Origin of the sequence: Photobacterium kishitanii, from assembly GCF_000613045.3 — a bacterium.
GTDB lineage: Bacteria > Pseudomonadota > Gammaproteobacteria > Enterobacterales > Vibrionaceae > Photobacterium > Photobacterium kishitanii.
On the sequence record NZ_LN794352.1, the window covers coordinates 2,523,343 to 2,543,459 of the forward strand.

The window sequence follows — 20,117 nt, forward strand, 5'->3', positions numbered from 1 at the left end:
CTAACTTATTTGCCCATCTGCAACGTTTTCATCAACATTTGCTTACTTGCATCTGCCACTTGAACATTATTTTGGTAAGAGCGTGACGCAGAAATCATATTTGCCATTTCTTCCATCACATTGACGTTAGATTTGTAAATATAACCAGCACTATTCGCTAATGGGTGCTCAGGATTATATTCCGCACTTAATGGTTCATTACTTTCAACAATACCTTGCAGTTGCACTGGCACACTGGCACCACCTTGATAAGAAGCACTATCAAGCGCAGCGGCAAAAATAGGATGACGGGCTTTATAGGTTTCTTGCGCAGAACTACTGACACTGTTGGCATTAGCAAGATTACTTGAGGTGGTATTAAGTCGCACCGATTCTGCACTCATGGCAGAGCCTGTAACATTAAAGATATTAAATAAACTCATCCATTATTCCCCTTTCAATGCCTTGGTTAAGTTCTTAAATTTAGAACCTAAAAAATCCAACGATGCTTGGTATTCAATACTGTTTTGCATAAATAAGTTTTGTTCTAATTGAGCATCAACTGTATTGCCATCACCAGTATCAGGCTGGGTTGGTACGCGATAAAGCTGCTCACCACTAGCGGCAGATGAGGCAGCAATATGCCGCCCATTAGTACGATTAAGGCCAACGTTTGCCCCTGCGGTTGCCGATTGAAGAACGCGGCTAAAGTCGACATCTTTTGCCTTAAAGCCAGGAGTATTGACATTCGCTAAGTTGCTAGCCAAGGTTTCAGCGCGTGTTGCGCGAACGCCAACAGTATGTTGATGAATACCTAATGCTTTATCAAAAGAAATCGACATGCTTTGCCTCTACGGTGTTATTCACAGTCACAATGACAACAGTAATAAAGCAAGGACAATGCCAACATGGAAAAGGGGAAGAGGAAAATGTAGAGAAAGCAGAGAAAGCAAGAGTTAGTTTACTAGTTACAAGGAAGAGCAAGTGGCGAGAATATGAGCTTGATAGTTGACAATGTTGTGTCAGCCTCTCCAGTTCGGGTTTTAAACCTCGAAAACTCGAGCCTCAAAACCTCGCACCTAAATTACCTGCACTTGCTATTGATAATATTATTTTAATTTATAAATAATACCAGGATTACAACGCACCATCTCAAAGCGGTCACAAAGCCCTGTTAATGATTCTGATGCACCTAGAAATAAATAACCACCAGGATTTAAACTAGCAGCTAATTGATTAAGCACTTTAATTTTGGTTTCAGCTGAAAAGTAAATCAATACATTACGGCAAAATATCACGTCAAATTTACCCAATAAAACGTAACTATCTTTTAAATTTTGTGGGCGAAATTTAACCAGCTGCTTCACCCGCTGATTCACTTGCATACCACCACTGAGATGCGACTCAAAAAATATTCGTCGACGCTCGGGAGATAACCCACGGCTTAACGCAAGCTGGTCATACACTCCTTCACGGCACATATCGAGCATCGTTTGTGAAATATCTGTCGCGGTGATCTGAATGTTCGGTAATAACCCCGGCCGCTTCAGCTGCTGCTCTAAAATAGTCATCGCAATAGAATACGGTTCTTGCCCAGATGAGCTCGCCGCAGACCATATTTTTAATGGCCGTCTATTGGCCGCTAATTCAGGTAGCACCCTATCGGCTAAGACAGCGCAAGGATAACTATCACGGAACCATAATGTTTCATTAGTTGTCATCGCATCGATCACTGCAACCCGTAACTCACGGTTACGCCCTTTTAGCGTCACTTGCAATAAATCAGACAAAGACGACAACCCAAAACGTTTAACTAACGGGCTTAAACGGCTACGCACTAAATATTGCTTACTGTCCCCTAAAACAATGCCACATTGTGCTTCAAGAAAATGACAAAAGTCATAATAATCCTGATCATTTACCGTTAATGTTGTCATTAATTGCTCTTTTTATTTTTAGACTATTACTACACATCGAGTATATTTATGGTTAAGCGTTTATGTTCACTGTCGCAATGGGTGTCATGGCATTTTTGACCGCTCGTCCTAGTTCATCAGGATTAAATTTAGGGATAAAGGCATTAGCACCAACACGCTCAATCATTGCTTGATTAAAGACGCCACTCAGAGAGGTATGCAGAATAACATGCAGATCTTTCAATGCTTGATCGCCACGAATAGCAGCAGTTAAGGTATAACCATCCATTTCTGGCATCTCAATATCAGAGATAACCAACGCTAATTGGTCATAAATACTGCCCTTTTTCGCCATATTTTGTAACGTTTGCAGTGCTTCTTTACCATCTTTAACGCAAATACAATCACAACCTATAGACTCAATCGCACGCTGAACTTGCTTACGTGCCACCATCGAATCATCAGCAACTAAAACTGTTTTTACGGTAGGCGTGATCAAGCTAATTTCATCAAGTAAATCACTTGATAAACGGGTATCAACAGGTGAAATTTGATCAAGAATTTTTTCAACATCAAGTATTTCCACCAGCTCATTATCAATTTCGGTTACTGCAGTGAGATAATTACTTCGTCCAGCGCCTTGTGGCGGTGGCAAAATTGCTTCCCAGTTAATATTAACAATGCGCTCAACCGCTGAGACGAGAAACCCTTGCACTGAGCGGTTAAATTCAGAAATAATAATAAAGCAATTACTGACATCCTCGACTGGTCGTCCACCCGTTGCGAGACTAATATCGATGACTGAAATAGTCTGTCCACGAATATACGCAACCCCTTTTACAAAGGGGTGTAAATTCGGCATCGAGGTCAACTTAGGACACTGTAAAACTTCTTTGACTTTAAATACATTAATCCCGTATCGCTGTCGCCGATTAAGTCGAAAAGTAAGTAACTCTAATCGATTTTGTCCTACCAACTGGGTACGTTGATTGACGGAATCTAGAATGCCTGACATGTGAAATAGCTCCCTATCTGAGAATATTAACCTGACCAATACATGCAATGTTATGAATAATTACTTATGATATACCACTTAACGACCGACTTTCTAACACCGATAGAGAATATAACGCCGTGATCACTCATCGATATTTAAATCTAGTTTGCATGATTATCGGCAGTCTATTGCTGAGCTTTAGTGTAAATATTCATGCAAGCCCACAATCACAGCAAAGTCTTATTCAAAAAACAGCAGCAGATCACATAAAACACACCCTAATTCAACCCGAGTTTGGCAGCATTAACGTCACCGCAGCCAAACTCGATACACGATTAAAGTTTTCTCCCTGCACCAGTCCACTACTGGCATCTATTCCAGGTAAACAAACCTTATCAGGCAATGTTACGGTATTAGTTCGCTGTGAGAGTGAAAATTGGCAGTTATATGTACCCGTCAGTGTCCAACAAACATTGCCGCAAGTGATTGCCACTACTCATTTAGGCCGTGGCGTACTACTTAGTGCTGCCAATTTAAAAGTTGCGATGGTAGAAAGCCGTTTTCAACGCGGTGTCAGCTTTAATGATCCACAACAAATTATCGGCTCAAAAGTAAAACGAACCGTTAAAGCAGGTGATGTTATTCAAGCCAATGATATCTGTTTAGTATGCCGTAATGACAGCGTATTAATTAGAGCTGGCCAAGCTGGATTAGCGATAGTAACAACAGGGAAGGCATTATCTGATGGGGCGATAGGTGACGAGATTCGAGTCCAGAACAGTAAATCAAAACGTATTATCGATGGCGTAATTACTGCTGTAGGTGAAGTGTCAGTAAAATATTAATTCACCCACAAAATATGCTTATCAAGCTCAATACAATAAGCGATAATATTTTGGCGCTAGTGAATAAAAAAAGCTAAAGTTTGTAGTCTATACGTCGATAACTGACTATAACCATTGACATCGACAGGTACAACATTATGACAAGTATTGATCATTTACGCGGTGGGCAACCACTAAACACAACTCGTACTGTTAATCATACCAAAACAGCGACAGTGAATACGCCAACAACAACGGTAGAACCACAGCACGATGCGGTATCATTAAGCTCTCAAGGTAAAGCTGTTGGTCAAATCCATCAACAATTAGCCGCTGAAACCAGCTTTGACTCCACAAAAGTGGCTGAAATTAAACAAGCAATCGCCAATGGCAGCTATACTATTGATGCCGATAAACTTGCTAATAACATGATTAAATTTGAAGATGAACTTAATGGTCTTTAAGACTAATGTTATTACGCATTCACTGTAAGGATCTTGGTTATGAAATACACTATTGAGCAATTGCTTGAGCTTCAACATGCAGCTTTGGTATCACTTGCTGAATTACTCAACCAAGAAAAAATAGCCATCGCTCATCGACGAGCATTAGAAATAGAACAATTTGCTAAAGAAAAGCTTGCGATCATTAATAGTGTTCAACAGCATGATTATTTAATTGCCAATCATCCGCAACGGCAACAATTGCATGATGATGTCCAACTAAGCCAACAAGTTGAACAAATTCAGCAACTGGTTACGTTATGTAAACAGCGTAATGACATCAATGGCGAAGTATTACAACGGGCACAATTAAGTTTTCATAAACTCAATAACCTCTTTCAACAAAGTCGTGGTCGCCATCAAATGACCTACAATTGTGATGGTAAGGCGCAAAATGTGCGCTCATTAGGCACCAACCTTAAAGCCTAAAACATCACTTGCTGATTATTAGGCACATGAAACACTTCACCGTGTTGTTTCATGCGCTCCATTAAACCTAGATTCAATTCCATTTCCGTCACATAACTATCACCAACAGGGTAACTGCGGATCACTTTCGCGCCTCGAATAATACCATCAACCGCGCCATCGGTATTTTCAGGCCCTAATTGTTGGTTCGATAATGACGTCGTGGCAGATATTCGAAGGCCATAAATTTGCTCAGAAAGCTCACGATAAGCATCTAGCTTAGATGCTCGCATAGCTCGTAAACTTTTTTCTTCTTGAGTACGACCACTTTGTTCACTTATTGATGCATAACCAACCGCAGACACGATTTCATTACTATGGGTTAAATCAGGATTAAGCCCACCGTTTGAAGTTGAACATCCTGATATTACTACTAATAACATTACTATTAGCCATTGAGTCATTGAGCTTATCCTTAAGGTCGCAGTACCACATTATTAGTAGTCGGCTGTTGTAGTTCAGTACGCATAATCACGCCATTACGAAGTTGAATCTTATTCATGAAGTCTAAATCACGCCCAATACGCTCAGCAGGTAAAAAGCCTTGCGCGGTGGCAATCACTACATGCGATCGCATACCAATAATACGCGCATTCACCAACACCCCCCCACTTTGACGTAACATGGTACCAGTAAGTACATAATCAACAGGCTGTTGCGCAGATAGCTCTTGCCAATTTCGACTAATACTAAAATCACCATTACGAGTGACTTTAATTACGCCTGTTGACTTATAATCAACCACCGTAAAACCGCGCTGCTGCATTTGAAACATAAAGTTTTCACTGACTACATTTCCGAGCCAATTAGTTGCCCCCATATCCTGCAAATCAACAAATGAAGTCACCGCTAAAGGAGTACTTGCAGTTAAATATTGATTGGATTCAATCAACTGATTAGTAAGGCCTTCAACAAAGTAATCAACCGTATGGCGTGGCGTTGTTGTTAATGAATACCCTGCTGAGGAAAATTGCTCTTTACCGTTATAAACTTGGGGTGCTGCACAGGCTGTTAATAACAGCGCACACACCACCAGTATAATATTGTTCATTTTTGCCACTCTCGATACGCGTGATAAAGAATATATCGTTCACGAACACAATTTCTTTAATGATAAACACCAATTGGGAACACTCTTTGCATTCATTTACGGCTATGTCTCGATTAAAGCAAAAAACATACCTAAACTGGTCTTTTATGAATAAAAAAATATTAATCTGTTTGAGCGCATTGTGCCTACTGATCTCAAACTCCAGTAACGCGCAATGGGTACAAGTGACAGGCGAAGCAACCATTCTTGAAAGTAAAGCCACAGCGCGAGTGAATGCGTTAGAGAATGCTGTATTTCAAGCGATGACATTTACTGGCGGTGAGATTGCGAGCCTACCGCAGCTCAAAACTTATTTACAAGAAGATCGGCAACAATACCGCTTTAGTGGCAATGAGATTCGGCATATCAGTGTGCTAGAACAAAAAGATGCTGGCGGCAAAATGTATGTCACAGCCAGAATAGATATTTACCCTTCGGCAAAAAGTTGCCACAAGGTACAATATAAGAAAGGATTATTACTGGGGAGATTTTCACTAGCAGAGCCGCAACAGGCGGCAATGGGGAGTATTTATCGATTAGGTGAAGATTTTTCAACAGTATTACAAAAAAACATTCAGCGACGTTCACAAAGTTTTTTAGTTACGGGAGTTACTCAAGTCCCTTTTAGTGCCAACCATGCCGATGCCATGATGATGCTAGCTGAAGATAATGACGCACAATATTTAGTCAGTGGCGAGATCACTGATATTTCAGCCACCGTTGATGATCACTTATTACAAGCTGACACCATTAACCGTCAGTTTGCTGTTAGCTTAGATATTATGGATGGCAAAACGGGTGAAATGATCTATCAAAATAGCTACCGTGATATTGGCTTATGGCCTTTTGCTCGCACGAGTCATGTTGATACTAAAAGCGCACGTTTTTGGGTCTCACCCTATGGCCAAAGTATTCAACGCATTACTCAAAATATGATGCTCGATATTGAAAGTGCACTTTCATGTCGTGCTAGCTTACCTGAAATCATTAATATTCATCAGGGTGTGGCTCAAATCAATGTTGGCCGAGTACATGGCGTACGTAATGGTGATCAACTTAAATTATGGCATAGTGCAGGGTTTATCGATCAAAAGGGGATTCCGCGTAATCGCATGGTTGAAACTGCAATTACCCTAACCGTTGATCGCGTCTATGAAAAGTCGGCAGAACTTCGCGTTAACCAACCACAACTGGCTTCAAGCATCCAACCTGGTGATTTACTAACCAAGCAGTTGAATCAATGATACTATTTTCTTAAACTCTGCTAATTTTCGCGTATACTGTGCGAATGCTCCCTTAGCTCAGATGGATAGAGCGTCCCCCTCCTAAGGGGAAGGCCGCTGGTTCGACTCCAGCAGGGAGCGCCATATTAAACAAAGGCTTAGTAATCATCGATTACTAAGCCTTTGTCGTTTCTGGGATAGTATTGACGAATTAACGAGATCTTGATTTATGCGTTTTGATACCCAGTATGTTACGAACAAAAGTCACAATACGAAAAATATGACTAATTGCAGTAAAGTAACACACAAACATCACTAAGAAAGCAACGAACATTGTTGATTCTGCAATACCAATATAATCACTCCATAGACCAATCACAGAACACACTAATGCCATAGAACAAATAGTTAATAATGTCTGACGCGATGATAATCCAAGACGTTGAAAAATATGATGTAGATGCTCACGATCCGGCTTGAATGGTGACTGGCCTTTACGAACACGACGAATCATAATTGTAGCCATATCCATTAATGGAATCGCAATAAGCCATAATGCAGTTACAGGCTTAAAAGCATATGACGCAGGATCTTGAGTTGCTTTAATCAATAACCATACAACAGTAAAACCGATAAACATACTACCAGCATCACCCATAAAGACTTTTGCTTTAGAGCCAAATGGAATGCCAAGATTAAGCATGATATAAGGAATAATCGCTACCACAATCAAACCACAAACTGTACTTAAGTAAGTATTACCAGATAAGTAGAAAACAACGCCCATCGAGCCAATAGTAACCGCAGCTAACCCACCTAATAATCCATCAATACCATCAACCATATTAAATGCATTAATTGCACCAATAACACCAATAACAGTAATAATATAACTAGTGAAGACCGACAAATGAATCGTTTCACTGCCCATTAAAAAGCCAAGATTATGTAAGCTATGTCCGCCAATCACAATCATGGCGATAGAAATAGCGGCTTGAACAATTAAGCGTATTTTAAAACTTATATCTAAACGATCATCAAATGCTCCAAGAATAATCAGCACTAAAGCACAGCTTAAATATAAATATAAATCGCGGGTATGGGGTAGAAATGATAAAAAGGTAACTGATATAGCAGCAAAAATAGAAATACCACCAACTAAAGGAATTGCTCCTTTGTGATGTTTTCGATCATTAGGCTTATCCACTAAACCAACAACTTTTGCTATAACTCTCATCACAAATAAAAATATCAATGATGAGATAAATATAAAACAATATCCAGTAAACATAACAAACACTTTTTTAAATCGTATACATTCCGCAAATAAAAAGAAACAATAGCGAACAATTAATTCCCTACTGTTTCATTTATTTGCGATCATTAATCAATTAAATTAATACCAAGATATAAATCCATTGATTGTTATTATATTTAATCTTCTTGGAATAAATCGCGAGTATAAACCTTGTCAGCTACATCACTCAATTCTTCAGCCATACGATTAGAAACAATAACATCACACTCTTGTTTAAAGTGATTTAAATCTTTAATGACTTTAGAGTGGAAGAACTCAGCGTCTGCAAGTACTGGCTCATAAATAACAACCTCAATACCTTTAGCTTTAATACGCTTCATAATACCTTGAATACTTGAAGCGCGGAAATTATCAGATCCAGACTTCATAATAAGACGATATATACCGACACGCTTTGGATTACGGCTAATAATAGAATCAGCGATAAAATCTTTGCGGGTTGTATTAGCATCAACAATCGCACCAATAATACTGTTAGGTACATTTTTATAGTTAGCGCGTAACTGCTTAGTATCTTTCGGTAAACAATAGCCGCCGTAACCAAATGATGGATTATTGTAGTGATTACCAATTCGAGGGTCTAAACCAACACCTTCAATAATTTGGCGCGCATTCAAGTTATTAGTTTCAGCATAAGTATCTAGCTCATTAAAGTAAGCCACGCGCATCGCTAAATAAGTATTTGAGAATAGCTTCACGGCTTCTGCTTCTGTGGAGTCAGTAAACAGTACTTCTATATCTTCTTTAATAGCACCTTGCTGTAATAACTTAGCAAAGACCATTGCGCGTTCACTTTGCTCACCAACAATGATGCGTGATGGATATAAGTTATCGTATAGTGCACGGCCTTCACGTAAGAACTCAGGCGAGAAAATAATATTATCACAACCAAACTTTTCTTTAACTTCTTTAGTGTAACCTACTGGCACTGTTGATTTAATGATCATTACAGCATCAGGATTAATCGCTAACACATCTTGAATCACAGCTTCTACAGAAGAAGTATTGAAATAGTTATTAACGCTATCGTAATCTGTTGGCGTTGCGATGATAACATATTCAGCATCCTTGTAAGCCATTTGCTTATCAAGTGTTGCAACAAAGTTAAGTTCTTTGTTTTCTAGAAAATATTCAATTTCGCGGTCAACAATCGGTGATTTTTTATTATTAAGAAGATTTACTTTTTCTTCGATAATATCAACTGCAATAACATCGTTGTTTTGTGCCAATAACATGGCATTTGACAGACCTACATAGCCTGTACCTGCAATAGTAATTTTCATCAAATCTCTCTTAGATAATACTTTCAATAGCTGTTAAATACTTGTTAATTATAATCTTTTCATCGAATTCATTTTCTATTTTCTGGCGACTCGCTAAGCCCATATTAAGCCGTTCTTGGTGAGTTTGCTCAATCATTTTAGTGAGCATTTCCACCAGGCTTGCTGTTGATCGTGTCTGACAAAGATAGCCGTTTACACCATGATCTACAGTTTCGCGGCAACCAACATTATCTGTTGTGACAATAGGCTTTCCCATTGCCCCCGCTTCAAGTAATGACTTCGGAACACCTTCACGATAAAAAGAAGGTAATACCATGCAATCTACTTTAGCTATCTCTTCTTCAACCTTATCTGAAAAACCAAGATAGTTAACAATACCTTCATCAACCCATACTTGCATTTCAGCTTTTGACACCGCAGAAGGATTATTGACATCGAGAAAGCCAAGTAAATTAAATTGTACTTTATCGCCATAGCGTTGCTTCAATTCACGAGCAGCTTCAACATAATGACCAATACCTTTGTCATACAGCATCCGTGCTACTAATAAAAAGCTCACTACGCCATCGTCAGCCGCTGGTGATATTGCAAAGCGTGAGAGATCAGCACCAGAACCAGGTAAACGATCCGTCTTTGAAATATCCGCCAACTTATTATCAATAAATAATCCGCGATCATCTTCGTTTTGAAAGAAAATTTTATCTGCACGACGTTGACTAAATTTATATAAGCCGCGTGCAATTTTTGCTGTCAAATTTTCATTAATAAAAATAATGCCCAGACCGGCAATATTATTAATGACTTTTGTGCCATTTTTAGAAGCCGCTACGGTGCCATAAATATTATTTTTAGGGGTAAAGTTTAGTACAACGTCAAACTTTTCAGCCTTGAAAATACTATTAAACGCAAAAAAAGTTTTAGCATCGTTAACCGGGTTCGTGCCGCCTTGATCAATATCAATATCAATGAATCGAGCCCCTAATTGTTCAAGCTTTATTGAATAATCATCGCGAGGAGCAATCGCCGTCACAGTATGACCAGCTTCGATTAACGCTAATATAGTGTTCTTTCTAAAATTAAATAAATACCAACTCGTATTGGCAGATATAGCTATATTCGCCATGGGATCACTTATTATAAAATTCTTTATACCAACGAACGAGGTTCGCAACGCCTTCTTTAACACCTACTTTAGGGGTATAGCCAGTTGCTTTGAATAAGTCTTGCGTATCAGCGTAAGTTTGGTACACATCACCAGGTTGCATGCCACGGAAATTCTTTGTTGCTTCAATACCTAATTCAGCTTCGATAGCTTTAATAAAGTCCATCAAATTAATTGGGCTACCGTGACCGATGTTATAAACACTGTACGGCGCAGAACTTGAAGCTGGCGTTCCTTCCTCAACCGTCCACTGATCATTACGAGTAGGGATAACATCTGCAATACGAATAACGCCTTCAACAATATCATCAATGTAAGTAAAGTCGCGCCACATATCACCATTATTGTTGATATCAATAGTTTCACCATCCAAAATTTTCTTGGTGAAAATATAAGGTGCCATGTCTGGACGACCACAAGGTCCATAAACGGTAAAGAAACGTAATCCCGTGGTTGGCATATTGTACAAATGCGAGTACGAGTGAGCCATTAACTCATTAGATTTTTTAGTCGCAGCGTAAAGTGAAACAGGATGATCAACAGTATCAGCAGTTGAGAATGGTGTTTTCGCATTAAGGCCATATACTGAACTTGATGATGCATAAACAAGGTGAGCAACATTATTATGACGGCAACCCTCTAAAATATTAAGGTGGCCTACAAGGTTGCTATCAGCATACGCCATTGGGTTTTCAATCGAATAACGTACACCAGCTTGAGCGGCAAGATGAACAACGCGATCGAATTTTTCGGCAGCAAATAAATCAAGTACATCTTGAGAATGAGCAATATCAATTTTCTTGAAGACAAATTTACTGTCTTTTAGTAGTGGTGCTAAGCGTGATTCTTTTAACGCAACGTCATAATAATCATTGATGATATCAATACCAACAACGTCATGGCCTTTTTTTAATAATTCTTCACTTACTTTTGCGCCGATAAACCCTGCAGCACCAGTCACTAAATATTTCATTATTTCACCTTATAATTTTGTGTCCATAGATCACCGATTTTTAGATCCCAATCATCAGGCATAGTTAAAAACCCAGATGCTGAATACATAGTCAGTTCACTAAACGTTACTTTTCCTTTGTAAAAATATAAATCGACCCGAACAAAATCGTATTGTTGACCAATTTTTTCAGCAATACGGATCATGTCATCAATATATTCCGGCTTCGGTGGAGCTGGATCACGACGAGGGTGATGATACTCAAACCCAAGTTCTTCCCAATTGGTGTCATAAAGATTACGGGTCATACTTGTAAAGCGACCAGAATCTAACTGAATGAAGCCAACTTTGCCATTGAAAACATATAATTTGTAATCGTCTGGCTCATGACCATTAAACTCAAGATATTCTTCAATAAATACCCGTGGCGGAATATTTTCATATGCCCACTCACCTAATGCACCAGACTGATCTTTTTTCAGCCAGTCTTTTGCTAACCCTTTCATCTTTGATTTAGAAAGATGATTACCATGACGAATAATTTCAAGCGTCTGACTAGTATGGTTAGCTTTATATACATAATCCTGAGGTAACGTTGATAAATCTAAATTATCAAGCGACTCAGGAGAGTCACCCACCCATAATATTTTGGGTAAATACAATTCAGGTACAATTTTCTTAACGAATTCCTTGGCTTTTATTTTATCAGCGCCAATCGTTAATAATTCACTGCGGTCTGCAATCTTTTTACACTGAATTTTTTCGTTATATGTCCGAGGATTATCAAAATTAATAAATCGCTTAAATTTACGAAAAAATAAAATTTGTAATCGTGTCTTTATTGGTATTTTAGAGATAATCTTGGAGAACAATCTAAATTCTAGACTTTCCACGTTACAACCTCACTTATTAATACATCTAATATATTTAATATGATTTTTAAATATGGGACCGTTATTTGCTTGATGGAAATTTATTTCTCCCCAACCTGCATTATATTCGATAATTGACATATTCCCGTCATTATCGACAGTCAGATCCCACGAAATGATACCGTGGCTTTTTAAAAGCTTATGCTTATCTCTAACAAGTTCCAATAACTCATTAAAATAAGGAATAAAATAACCATCTGAAAAATTAATTGATGTTCCCGGATGTTGATAGTATTTTTTAAAATCGTGATCAATAGCGAAATCACGTAACTTACCGGTATTATCGACACCAATAGATACTCCCCCGGCTGCCGAATTATCTATACGGCCACCGTTACCCATTCTCAATACTGTTGAAATAGGATATACATTGCCATGATAAGCAAAACTCATCACTCTAACAGTATTAATTGATGATGGATTAAAAATAGCCAAATCATCATGCTGAGTTATAACTGGTTGAATTACAAAATCATATTTAGCATCAAAATAGGATTTTAAAAATGGGACAATATGCTTTGCAACTCCAATTTCAACACCATTACCTCCTCCGGTTCCAATACTCCGTTTAATAACAAATTCTAAATTTGGGTCTGATCGTTCAAGCAATAATACTAAATCATTAAATTCAATAACTTTATCATTACTATCATAAATAGTTCCAGCGATACAATTTGCGATAATTGCAACGGTATTACCATTTAAGATATTTGAAATATAGCCTTTGTGATCAAGAAATTTATTTAGCCCAAAATCATTAACTTTTGCTTCTAATCTATTGTAAAAAAAAGGTTCAGATAAATACTTATCTGATTCGATACCACAAACATCTTGATATCTATAACTCCAAAAACGACCTGTTAATGGACTTAATATATTTTTATACTTTATAGATTTTGGATTTTTCATACCATATTTAATAAATCTGATATTTGCTAAAATCTCATAAGCAAAGCGACGAGGAAAGCTATCTTTCATTCTTTTACCTTATATAATAATTTTATTATTAACATAATGAAAAGCTCTATATTATACACAGGTCGCTATTAACTAGTATCTCAAACTCACAGGCAGATTAAAGTATGAAAATAATGACACGAATAAAACATATAAAAAAACAATGAAAAACAAAAGATTTATCATTGATATATTCACAGTTGTTTAATGTCATTAATTAACTATAAATATAAAAGCAACTCAACATTAAGTGTTAACTATTATAAGCATTTACATTTCGATAAACTAACTAATAATTTGAGCTGACTTCTAAATTCAGGATAAATAAAGGATATTAAGTCTAAATGTTTATCAAAAAAGATAATTTATCATTCTTTTACAATAGTATTTAATGCTTCTGATTAATATTCTTTATATATGTCATGTGGTCTTTAAATACTGGCCCATGAAATGCTTGATGAGACTCTAAGCCACTCCATGCGGTATTACATTCAACAATAGTAACGTAACCATTATTATCTACACTAACATCCCATGAAATTATGCCATGGCTCTTAAATAATTTATGTTTTTCCCTGACAACTTCAACCATCTCATTAAAGAAAGGCACTTTATAATTATCTGGGAACTCAAGCTGAGTTTGCGGATGACGCGTCGTTTTATTCAAGTTACAATCAAAACCAAAGGTTGTTAATGAACCATCATTTTTAATGCCAATGCATAAACCACCAGCACTAACATTATCAATTCTTCCGCCAGGGCCTCCCATCTTCACCATACTTGAAATATGGTGAACATTACCATCATAAGCTAATGTCATAATACGCACCGTATTTAATGATGAAGGATTAAACTCAGCCAATTTATCATGCTGTTTAACTAAAGGCTGAATAACAAAATCATATTTCTTTTTGCAATAAAGATTAAAGAACGGAATAATTTTATCTGCATTACCAATCTCAACACTTTCTCCACCACCAGTACCGACACTCCTTTTAATAACAAACTCTTCATTAATCGGATCATTACGTAACCGGCTAGCCACAATACTAACATCAATAATTTTATCGTCAGCATCATAAACGACACCAGAGATATAATTAATCAATAATGGAATCGCATTGGATTGCAAAATAGAGGGTAAATAACCTTTATGGTTGAAATAATCACTTAACTCAAACTTATTTATTTTACCTTCCATTTTATTAAAATAAAAAGAATCAGAAAGATAATCATTCGATTGCACACCAGAAAGTTGCTCAAATTTATAAGATGAAAATCTTCCCATTATTGGACTGAGATTGTTTTTTCGCTTAAAAGATTCTGGATTTTTCATTCCCCAAATTAAATCTTTTACTCCTGCACGAAAATCAAAAATACGGCGACGTAAAAAACTATTTTTCATTTTAAACCTTTCACTACCAATACTTATATTATATTGTTATTTAATATATCGATAAATATGTATATTATATTGTTATTTAATAAACCGATAAATATTTAAAATAGTAAAACAGTATTTAAATCCTTTTTATACTGTTAGTACCAAAAAGAAACATAATTAATTTAATTATGAAATAATTTTTCAATTTTTGATATATAGCTATCATTAGAATAATCTAGATAAAAGTCATTCAATGTAGCCTGTTTTTCTTTATCTGTATTTAATTTTGCCAAAACCATCTGAATAGATGTTGAGCTAAAATCATCCATTAAAATTGAATCGTCAAGCTTATTTGCAATTTCAGCCATGCCACCATAATTCATTGTTAAAATTTTACAGCCTGCAAACACCCCCTCTACAAGTGTTAATGGAGCATTTTCATAACAAAGTGAAGGCAATAATACATATGATGAATTCTCAAAAAGAGATTTAACCACCTTAAACTCTTGCAAACCGTGTAACAGAATATCTATATTTTGATTTTTTAAAGTGTCTTTCAAATTCGCTATATCATCAAAATAAAACCCTTGCCCTATAATATTTATAACAAGATGCTTAGTTGATACAAGTTTCGAATCTGCAATCGCTTTCAGAAAGTCGTAAATTCCTTTATCTTTAGTTAAACGTCCAGCAAAAGTAATTACTATATTATCATCATGAAATTGGTACGATGAAATCGTTGCTGATGTTGGGTTATGTATAACACTTACAATCGAAGGGTTAAAACGCTGGACGACTTTACTATAAATAAATTCACTTGGACAAATAAAATGGTCAAACGTTTTCTGTATATTTAATAAAGAGTAATACGGATACCATTGTACTAATCGTGCTAGACCATGAATATAACTACGCTTATCTAATTTTTTTGTCACTAATTCTTTAAATGATGGTATATTCTCAAAAAATTTCTTTTCTCCATCGTCATAATAAGAAAGAGAGTTAGAAGCTGAAACCATATGATAATCATGGACTGTCATAATAACTTTTGCTCCGCTCTTTTCTTTATATTTATTAAGTTCGATTAAAAATAATGGACTCCATAAATTATCAAAATTGTGAATTAAAATAATATCAGGCTTACTAATTGCTAATTTCTTTCTAATAATATTTTTAGCTTTTAAATTATAACAGTACCCTAAGGCGTTAAACTTAAAAAAATCCATACCAAAAATATAATCAACATTATAACCTTGCTCTGAGAGCAAGGCTCCAGATTGCATAGCTACATGACCAGCTCCACCGCCACCCCGATAATCGCTCAGAACTAGAATTTTTCTTTTCATTAATTATTCTCTACTCTCTATTAATTAATTCTTCTAGAAGGTTAAAGCTATATTTACTATTAAAGTCTCGAATATCAGGTAGCTTCTCGCCATCAAGAATTAACTTTAATTTCTCAACAAATAATTCAGTATTAAAGCATGGAATTAAATAACCATTAACCCCATCTCGAATAATTTCATTAGGGCCACTTTGGCAATCAAATGAAACGACAGGTGTTCCAGCAGTTAATGATTCAGCTAAAACATTTGGATACCCTTCATAAAGAGATGTTAATATCGTAGACTTAGAACGATTATAGTAACCATTAACATCATCAGTTGAGCGTACTCGCAAAATCTCAATATTATGTTTTTTTTCAAGATTAGATAATTCTTTATCTAATTGCTCTTCAAGTACACCTTTACCAATAATACAAACTTTAGCTCTATTTTTACTAATAATATTATCTATTACAGGAACTAAATATTCTAACCCTTTCTGCTTACTAATTCGACCGACAAATAAAACATCAATATCTTTCTCTACATCATCCTTTTTGTAAATACTTGTAGATACTGGATTATAGATAACTGTAATTTTACTCTCTGGAACTGAAAGATAATTTACCATGTCATCTTTCATATCATTACATTGAGCAATATAACAATCAATTCTTCGATAAATTATTTTGGTAAGTAAAATAGTAGCTAGTTTTTTAATTGAGTTTTCAGGAGTATGTAAATCACGACTGAGATAATTCACATTACGAGCAATCAATTTAAAATTAACACCCCCTTTAAAATGACGATAAAACCATAGTGCAATAGAAATTTGATGATTAAATGTCATCACTGTACTAGCAAAAGTAAAGTTTGTTGCTTTTATTTTTTTTATCATTGATGATGCATTATGACAATGCAAATATATAACATCAATACGATCATCTAAAAGGTCAATATAAGAATCTTCATATACTCTAAAAAGAATAATGCGTACTTTATAGCCATTATCAACTAAATAATTTGCGTAATTAACACAAACTCGTTCAGCTCCACCTTTCCTTATTGCATCTATAAATAAATCTATACTTTTTTGTGACATATGATAACCAAATAAAATTTAAATAAGTAATTAATAAAGGTTGTTAATTAAACTTTTTCTTTCGATAGTAAAAACAAGATACAAGCAGGTACGATCATACTTGCTATTAACTTCACAGCCAAATTACCTATTGTCGAATCTATACTAATATAATTATTAACTAAAAAACTTGAAATAACGACTGGAATAACAATTGAAAATAATCTCTTAAAATATTTAAAAACAGGAAATTTGAAATATTTATATGAAACTATAATATTAACAAGCCATTCAAAAATAGTCGCAAACATGATGAAAAATAACACAGCAAAAATACCATAAGAATGAATAAGGAAAAATAACCCCGCAAGGAATAATTTAACTCCTAATCTTATTTTAAAATATAAATCTGTACGTCCTTCAACTGATAATATATTGCCGAATAAATTAGATAACGGTACGATAAAAAATGCAATAGCGAGTATTGATAAAAATGAACTAGCGCCAATCCATCGTTCGCCTAATAGTAATGAAATTACATCATGAGAATTAAAAGATAGCCATAATGAAATAGGTAAATAAACACTTGTAATATACGATGCAATATTTATTAAATTACCAAAATAACACTTATTATTATTTCTTAATTTACTAATTATTGGATAGTTTACTCGACGAACAACTGCAGTTATTGTTATTGAAGGTACTTCAGTCAGTTTTGTTGCCTGATTATAGAAACCTAAATCTGTAACAGAATAAAATTTACCAATACCTAAATTAAACATATATCGATATGCGACATCAACAAGATTACCTAGTAGCAACTTATAACCAAAATTAAGATGCTCTAACAATAAACGCATATTAAAGTGCCCTTTTGGTTGCCAACGAATAACACACCAAAAAATCACACATCTAACTGATGACAATACAACCGTTTGGATAATCAAAGCCCAAACGCCAAAACCATAATTAGCTAGCACTAACGCGACGACACCACTAAAAATCACAGAGAATAATGTAATTTTAGCTTGTGTTCTAAAATTAAGATCTAAAGTTAATGTAACCCTTTGAATTTGTTCAAAAGCTGTAAATATAATACTTAAAGCATAAACTTTAAGATAAATTTCTGCTTGTGGTAAATTTAAAAAATGTGCCAAAAAACCTGATGAGAAAAAAACAATAGCATAAAGCACAACACCAAGAGTCACATTAAAGACAAATACCGAGGTGAAATCATCATCTGATGCTTTAGCCTTTCGAATTAAACTACTATTTAAGCCACCATTACCTATAACATTAGATATATACACCACGACTGATATTAAACCAATAACACCAAAATCAGCAGGAGTAAGTAATCGGGCTAGCATGATAGTAATAATTAGTTGGCTACCTTGAGAACCAACACCATCAATAAAGCTCCAAAAAAAAGCTTTGAATTCTCGAATATTCACAAAAACAGATTCCTTTGTTTACTCGACTTCACTTTCTGCTTCATTAGCATCCTCCTCTAATACCGGTTTATTATTAAACACTAAAAAGAAATAGAATATAAACCCAAAATATAGAAAACTTAATTTAGTTAAGAATATAACTAATAACATAATTCTATTTAATAATGACTTTGATTTAAAAAACAGATAAGACATTATCATTGCTAAGCCAACAAAACCAAATTTAATAATAAAAAACAACCACATGCCATTATCATTTAACGACGCAATACCAAGCTTAAATACATTACCGCTATTATTCATAACCTCAGCAGCAGCAGGCATAATACCAAGCGCACCATTACCAAAAATTAAGATAGGTAGCTGTTGAGCAAAGACCATCGCATTCAAATTACTACGAATATCTTGCGCATCACCACCTAAAGAAGTTAAACGCTGAAGTGCTATAGCAATAATAGCCGCTGCAAATAATGGAGATAATAAAAATAGAATATATTTTAAATAGCTAGCCTTACTTTTCAATAAGAAATAACCAATAATAACTAAACCATATATAATTGCAGCAACTGAAAATGAAAGAATAATTGATGCAGCAACAGCAAGCACGACCCTATCAACTTTTGGATTTAGATAAAGTTTAGAGGCTAAAAGAACAACCATAAACCCAGAATAAGTTGACGGCTCTTCAAAAAAACCAGTACAACGATAAACCTGACCAATAACAGGGATAACCATTCCACCACCATAACGTGAATGTTCACCAGTTATTGCTCTTAATGGATCAATATAATATCCAGTTGGAAACACTACAATAAATTGCAGAAAAAACATTGATAAATTTAAAATGATCACATATTTAATCATTTTCTCTAATTTATTAATATCTCCTTTTAAAAAAGCAAACACACTGTATGCGGAAAATACCTTAACGATCATCCCCACAGCAAAACTATAAAAGGTATATCTCATCAAATTATGAGCATGAGGAAAGATTTTCAAAACTGATGGTAACGCAATAAGTACTATTAATAATGAGATATAAATAAATGACTTCGTACTTTGAGTATCAATTTTATTCCCATTATAGAAGAAGTGTAATATCCATCCTAGCCCTATTAACGGTACCATTAGGTCATATCTTAAAGCATCAATGTTTTCCATAAATCCGATGAAAACAATTGCAACAGATATCCAAAATACAACTTGGCTTATTTTAGTATTTGTCATCATATTTATTTATTCACAGTATAAAGTTAACTGATATAA

General features: G+C 35.3%; 21 protein-coding genes and 1 tRNA gene. 5 read left to right on the plus strand and 17 right to left on the minus strand.

The genetic code is table 11. The annotated features are described in order from the left end of the window. Nucleotides 1-5: 5 nt before the first annotated feature. The 4 genes from flgC to PPBDW_RS11830 form a co-directional block, all read right to left on the minus strand. Nucleotides 6-422 carry a flagellar basal body rod protein FlgC gene (flgC, locus tag PPBDW_RS11815; RefSeq protein WP_036795696.1) on the minus strand — a complete coding sequence of 139 codons (417 nt, stop codon included), beginning with the start codon at nt 420-422 and terminating at the stop codon, nt 6-8. A 3-nt stretch (nt 423-425) separates the two neighbouring features. After that, the gene (gene flgB / locus PPBDW_RS11820; RefSeq protein ID WP_036795698.1) at nt 426-821 is read right to left on the minus strand and encodes a flagellar basal body rod protein FlgB; all 396 of its coding nucleotides are present in this window, start codon (nt 819-821) and stop codon (nt 426-428) included. Between the two features lie 267 nt (nt 822-1,088). Further along, nucleotides 1,089-1,916 carry a CheR family methyltransferase gene (locus PPBDW_RS11825; RefSeq protein ID WP_036795700.1) on the minus strand — a complete coding sequence of 276 codons (828 nt, stop codon included), beginning with the start codon at nt 1,914-1,916 and terminating at the stop codon, nt 1,089-1,091. A gap of 52 nt (nt 1,917-1,968) precedes the next feature. Continuing rightward, a complete protein-coding gene (locus PPBDW_RS11830) occupies nt 1,969-2,910 on the minus strand; it encodes a chemotaxis protein (RefSeq protein ID WP_036795702.1) in 942 nt (313 codons plus the stop codon). Nucleotides 2,911-3,062: 152 nt separating this feature from the next. On the opposite strand from PPBDW_RS11830, the gene flgA reads away from it, so the two are divergent. From flgA to PPBDW_RS11845, 3 genes are all read left to right on the plus strand, one after another. Continuing rightward, nucleotides 3,063-3,737 (plus strand): flagellar basal body P-ring formation chaperone FlgA, encoded by a 675-nt coding sequence (gene flgA / locus PPBDW_RS11835; protein WP_036795703.1) that lies wholly within the window; start codon nt 3,063-3,065, stop codon nt 3,735-3,737. Nucleotides 3,738-3,874: 137 nt separating this feature from the next. After that, nucleotides 3,875-4,180, plus strand: coding sequence for a flagellar biosynthesis anti-sigma factor FlgM (flgM, locus tag PPBDW_RS11840; protein WP_036795704.1), 306 nt, complete (start codon nt 3,875-3,877; stop codon nt 4,178-4,180). A gap of 39 nt (nt 4,181-4,219) precedes the next feature. Then, the gene (locus PPBDW_RS11845) at nt 4,220-4,648 is read left to right on the plus strand and encodes a flagella synthesis protein FlgN (RefSeq protein WP_036795705.1); all 429 of its coding nucleotides are present in this window, start codon (nt 4,220-4,222) and stop codon (nt 4,646-4,648) included. Here PPBDW_RS11845 and PPBDW_RS11850 read toward each other — a convergent pair. Together PPBDW_RS11850 and PPBDW_RS11855 are read right to left on the minus strand one after the other, a co-directional pair. Further along, nucleotides 4,645-5,091: an LPP20 family lipoprotein gene (locus PPBDW_RS11850; RefSeq protein ID WP_036795706.1), complete on the minus strand. Its 447-nt coding sequence runs from the start codon at nt 5,089-5,091 to the stop codon at nt 4,645-4,647. The two genes, PPBDW_RS11845 and PPBDW_RS11850, sit on opposite strands and share 4 nt — an antisense overlap. Before the next feature lie 11 nt (nt 5,092-5,102). Then, nucleotides 5,103-5,738, minus strand: a complete 636-nt coding sequence (locus PPBDW_RS11855; protein ID WP_036795707.1) for a FlgO family outer membrane protein — start codon at nt 5,736-5,738, stop codon at nt 5,103-5,105. A 146-nt stretch (nt 5,739-5,884) separates the two neighbouring features. On the opposite strand from PPBDW_RS11855, the gene PPBDW_RS11860 reads away from it, so the two are divergent. Together PPBDW_RS11860 and PPBDW_RS11865 are read left to right on the plus strand one after the other, a co-directional pair. Beyond that, on the plus strand, nt 5,885-7,021 hold the full coding sequence (locus tag PPBDW_RS11860) for a flagellar assembly protein FlgT (protein WP_036796457.1): 1,137 nt from the start codon (nt 5,885-5,887) through the stop codon (nt 7,019-7,021). A 46-nt stretch (nt 7,022-7,067) separates the two neighbouring features. Further along, a tRNA-Arg gene (locus PPBDW_RS11865) sits at nt 7,068-7,144 on the plus strand. A gap of 67 nt (nt 7,145-7,211) precedes the next feature. On the opposite strand, the gene wecA is transcribed toward PPBDW_RS11865, so the two are convergent. From wecA to PPBDW_RS11920, 11 genes are all read right to left on the minus strand, one after another. After that, on the minus strand, nt 7,212-8,291 hold the full coding sequence (gene wecA / locus PPBDW_RS11870) for a UDP-N-acetylglucosamine--undecaprenyl-phosphate N-acetylglucosaminephosphotransferase (protein WP_036795708.1): 1,080 nt from the start codon (nt 8,289-8,291) through the stop codon (nt 7,212-7,214). Nucleotides 8,292-8,434: 143 nt separating this feature from the next. Continuing rightward, nucleotides 8,435-9,601: a nucleotide sugar dehydrogenase gene (locus PPBDW_RS11875; RefSeq protein ID WP_036795709.1), complete on the minus strand. Its 1,167-nt coding sequence runs from the start codon at nt 9,599-9,601 to the stop codon at nt 8,435-8,437. Nucleotides 9,602-9,611: 10 nt separating this feature from the next. Next, nucleotides 9,612-10,724, minus strand: a complete 1,113-nt coding sequence (locus tag PPBDW_RS11880) for a glycosyltransferase family 4 protein (protein ID WP_036795710.1) — start codon at nt 10,722-10,724, stop codon at nt 9,612-9,614. A 4-nt stretch (nt 10,725-10,728) separates the two neighbouring features. Further along, nucleotides 10,729-11,736, minus strand: coding sequence for an NAD-dependent epimerase (locus tag PPBDW_RS11885; protein WP_036795711.1), 1,008 nt, complete (start codon nt 11,734-11,736; stop codon nt 10,729-10,731). After that, a complete protein-coding gene (locus tag PPBDW_RS11890; RefSeq protein ID WP_036795712.1) occupies nt 11,736-12,608 on the minus strand; it encodes an ATP-grasp fold amidoligase family protein in 873 nt (290 codons plus the stop codon). The genes PPBDW_RS11885 and PPBDW_RS11890 overlap by 1 nt, the downstream gene beginning before the upstream one ends. Nucleotides 12,609-12,617: 9 nt before the next feature. Next, complete coding sequence (locus PPBDW_RS11895) at nt 12,618-13,625, minus strand: sugar-transfer associated ATP-grasp domain-containing protein (RefSeq protein WP_036795713.1); 1,008 nt, start codon at nt 13,623-13,625, stop codon at nt 12,618-12,620. Between the two features lie 367 nt (nt 13,626-13,992). After that, nucleotides 13,993-15,009 carry a sugar-transfer associated ATP-grasp domain-containing protein gene (locus PPBDW_RS11900; RefSeq protein WP_036795715.1) on the minus strand — a complete coding sequence of 339 codons (1,017 nt, stop codon included), beginning with the start codon at nt 15,007-15,009 and terminating at the stop codon, nt 13,993-13,995. Nucleotides 15,010-15,170: 161 nt separating this feature from the next. Beyond that, complete coding sequence (locus PPBDW_RS11905) at nt 15,171-16,334, minus strand: glycosyltransferase family 4 protein (RefSeq protein ID WP_036795717.1); 1,164 nt, start codon at nt 16,332-16,334, stop codon at nt 15,171-15,173. Between the two features lie 10 nt (nt 16,335-16,344). Next, nucleotides 16,345-17,415 (minus strand): glycosyltransferase, encoded by a 1,071-nt coding sequence (locus PPBDW_RS11910; protein WP_054262068.1) that lies wholly within the window; start codon nt 17,413-17,415, stop codon nt 16,345-16,347. Between the two features lie 47 nt (nt 17,416-17,462). Further along, nucleotides 17,463-18,851: a lipopolysaccharide biosynthesis protein gene (locus PPBDW_RS11915; protein WP_036795718.1), complete on the minus strand. Its 1,389-nt coding sequence runs from the start codon at nt 18,849-18,851 to the stop codon at nt 17,463-17,465. An 18-nt stretch (nt 18,852-18,869) separates the two neighbouring features. Then, a complete protein-coding gene (locus PPBDW_RS11920) occupies nt 18,870-20,081 on the minus strand; it encodes a hypothetical protein (RefSeq protein ID WP_036795719.1) in 1,212 nt (403 codons plus the stop codon). Nucleotides 20,082-20,117: the final 36 nt, after the last annotated feature.

Bases quoted from the DNA above. Each gene is read 5' to 3' on its own strand.
- flgA (WP_036795703.1), top strand. From the start codon at position 3,063: ATGATTATCGGCAGTCTATTGCTGAGCTTTAGTGTAAATATTCATGCA.
- flgC (WP_036795696.1), bottom strand. From the start codon at position 422: ATGAGTTTATTTAATATCTTTAATGTTACAGGCTCTGCCATGAGTGCA.
- PPBDW_RS11900 (WP_036795715.1), bottom strand. From the start codon at position 15,009: ATGAAAAATAGTTTTTTACGTCGCCGTATTTTTGATTTTCGTGCAGGA.
- PPBDW_RS11895 (WP_036795713.1), bottom strand. From the start codon at position 13,625: ATGAAAGATAGCTTTCCTCGTCGCTTTGCTTATGAGATTTTAGCAAAT.
- PPBDW_RS11850 (WP_036795706.1), bottom strand. From the start codon at position 5,091: ATGACTCAATGGCTAATAGTAATGTTATTAGTAGTAATATCAGGATGT.
- PPBDW_RS11855 (WP_036795707.1), bottom strand. From the start codon at position 5,738: ATGAACAATATTATACTGGTGGTGTGTGCGCTGTTATTAACAGCCTGT.
- flgM (WP_036795704.1), top strand. From the start codon at position 3,875: ATGACAAGTATTGATCATTTACGCGGTGGGCAACCACTAAACACAACT.
- PPBDW_RS11880 (WP_036795710.1), bottom strand. From the start codon at position 10,724: ATGGCGAATATAGCTATATCTGCCAATACGAGTTGGTATTTATTTAAT.
- wecA (WP_036795708.1), bottom strand. From the start codon at position 8,291: ATGTTTACTGGATATTGTTTTATATTTATCTCATCATTGATATTTTTA.
- PPBDW_RS11860 (WP_036796457.1), top strand. From the start codon at position 5,885: ATGAATAAAAAAATATTAATCTGTTTGAGCGCATTGTGCCTACTGATC.
- PPBDW_RS11910 (WP_054262068.1), bottom strand. From the start codon at position 17,415: ATGTCACAAAAAAGTATAGATTTATTTATAGATGCAATAAGGAAAGGT.
- PPBDW_RS11830 (WP_036795702.1), bottom strand. From the start codon at position 2,910: ATGTCAGGCATTCTAGATTCCGTCAATCAACGTACCCAGTTGGTAGGA.
- PPBDW_RS11875 (WP_036795709.1), bottom strand. From the start codon at position 9,601: ATGAAAATTACTATTGCAGGTACAGGCTATGTAGGTCTGTCAAATGCC.
- PPBDW_RS11905 (WP_036795717.1), bottom strand. From the start codon at position 16,334: ATGAAAAGAAAAATTCTAGTTCTGAGCGATTATCGGGGTGGCGGTGGA.
- PPBDW_RS11825 (WP_036795700.1), bottom strand. From the start codon at position 1,916: ATGACAACATTAACGGTAAATGATCAGGATTATTATGACTTTTGTCAT.
- PPBDW_RS11920 (WP_036795719.1), bottom strand. From the start codon at position 20,081: ATGATGACAAATACTAAAATAAGCCAAGTTGTATTTTGGATATCTGTT.
- PPBDW_RS11885 (WP_036795711.1), bottom strand. From the start codon at position 11,736: ATGAAATATTTAGTGACTGGTGCTGCAGGGTTTATCGGCGCAAAAGTA.
- flgB (WP_036795698.1), bottom strand. From the start codon at position 821: ATGTCGATTTCTTTTGATAAAGCATTAGGTATTCATCAACATACTGTT.
- PPBDW_RS11845 (WP_036795705.1), top strand. From the start codon at position 4,220: ATGAAATACACTATTGAGCAATTGCTTGAGCTTCAACATGCAGCTTTG.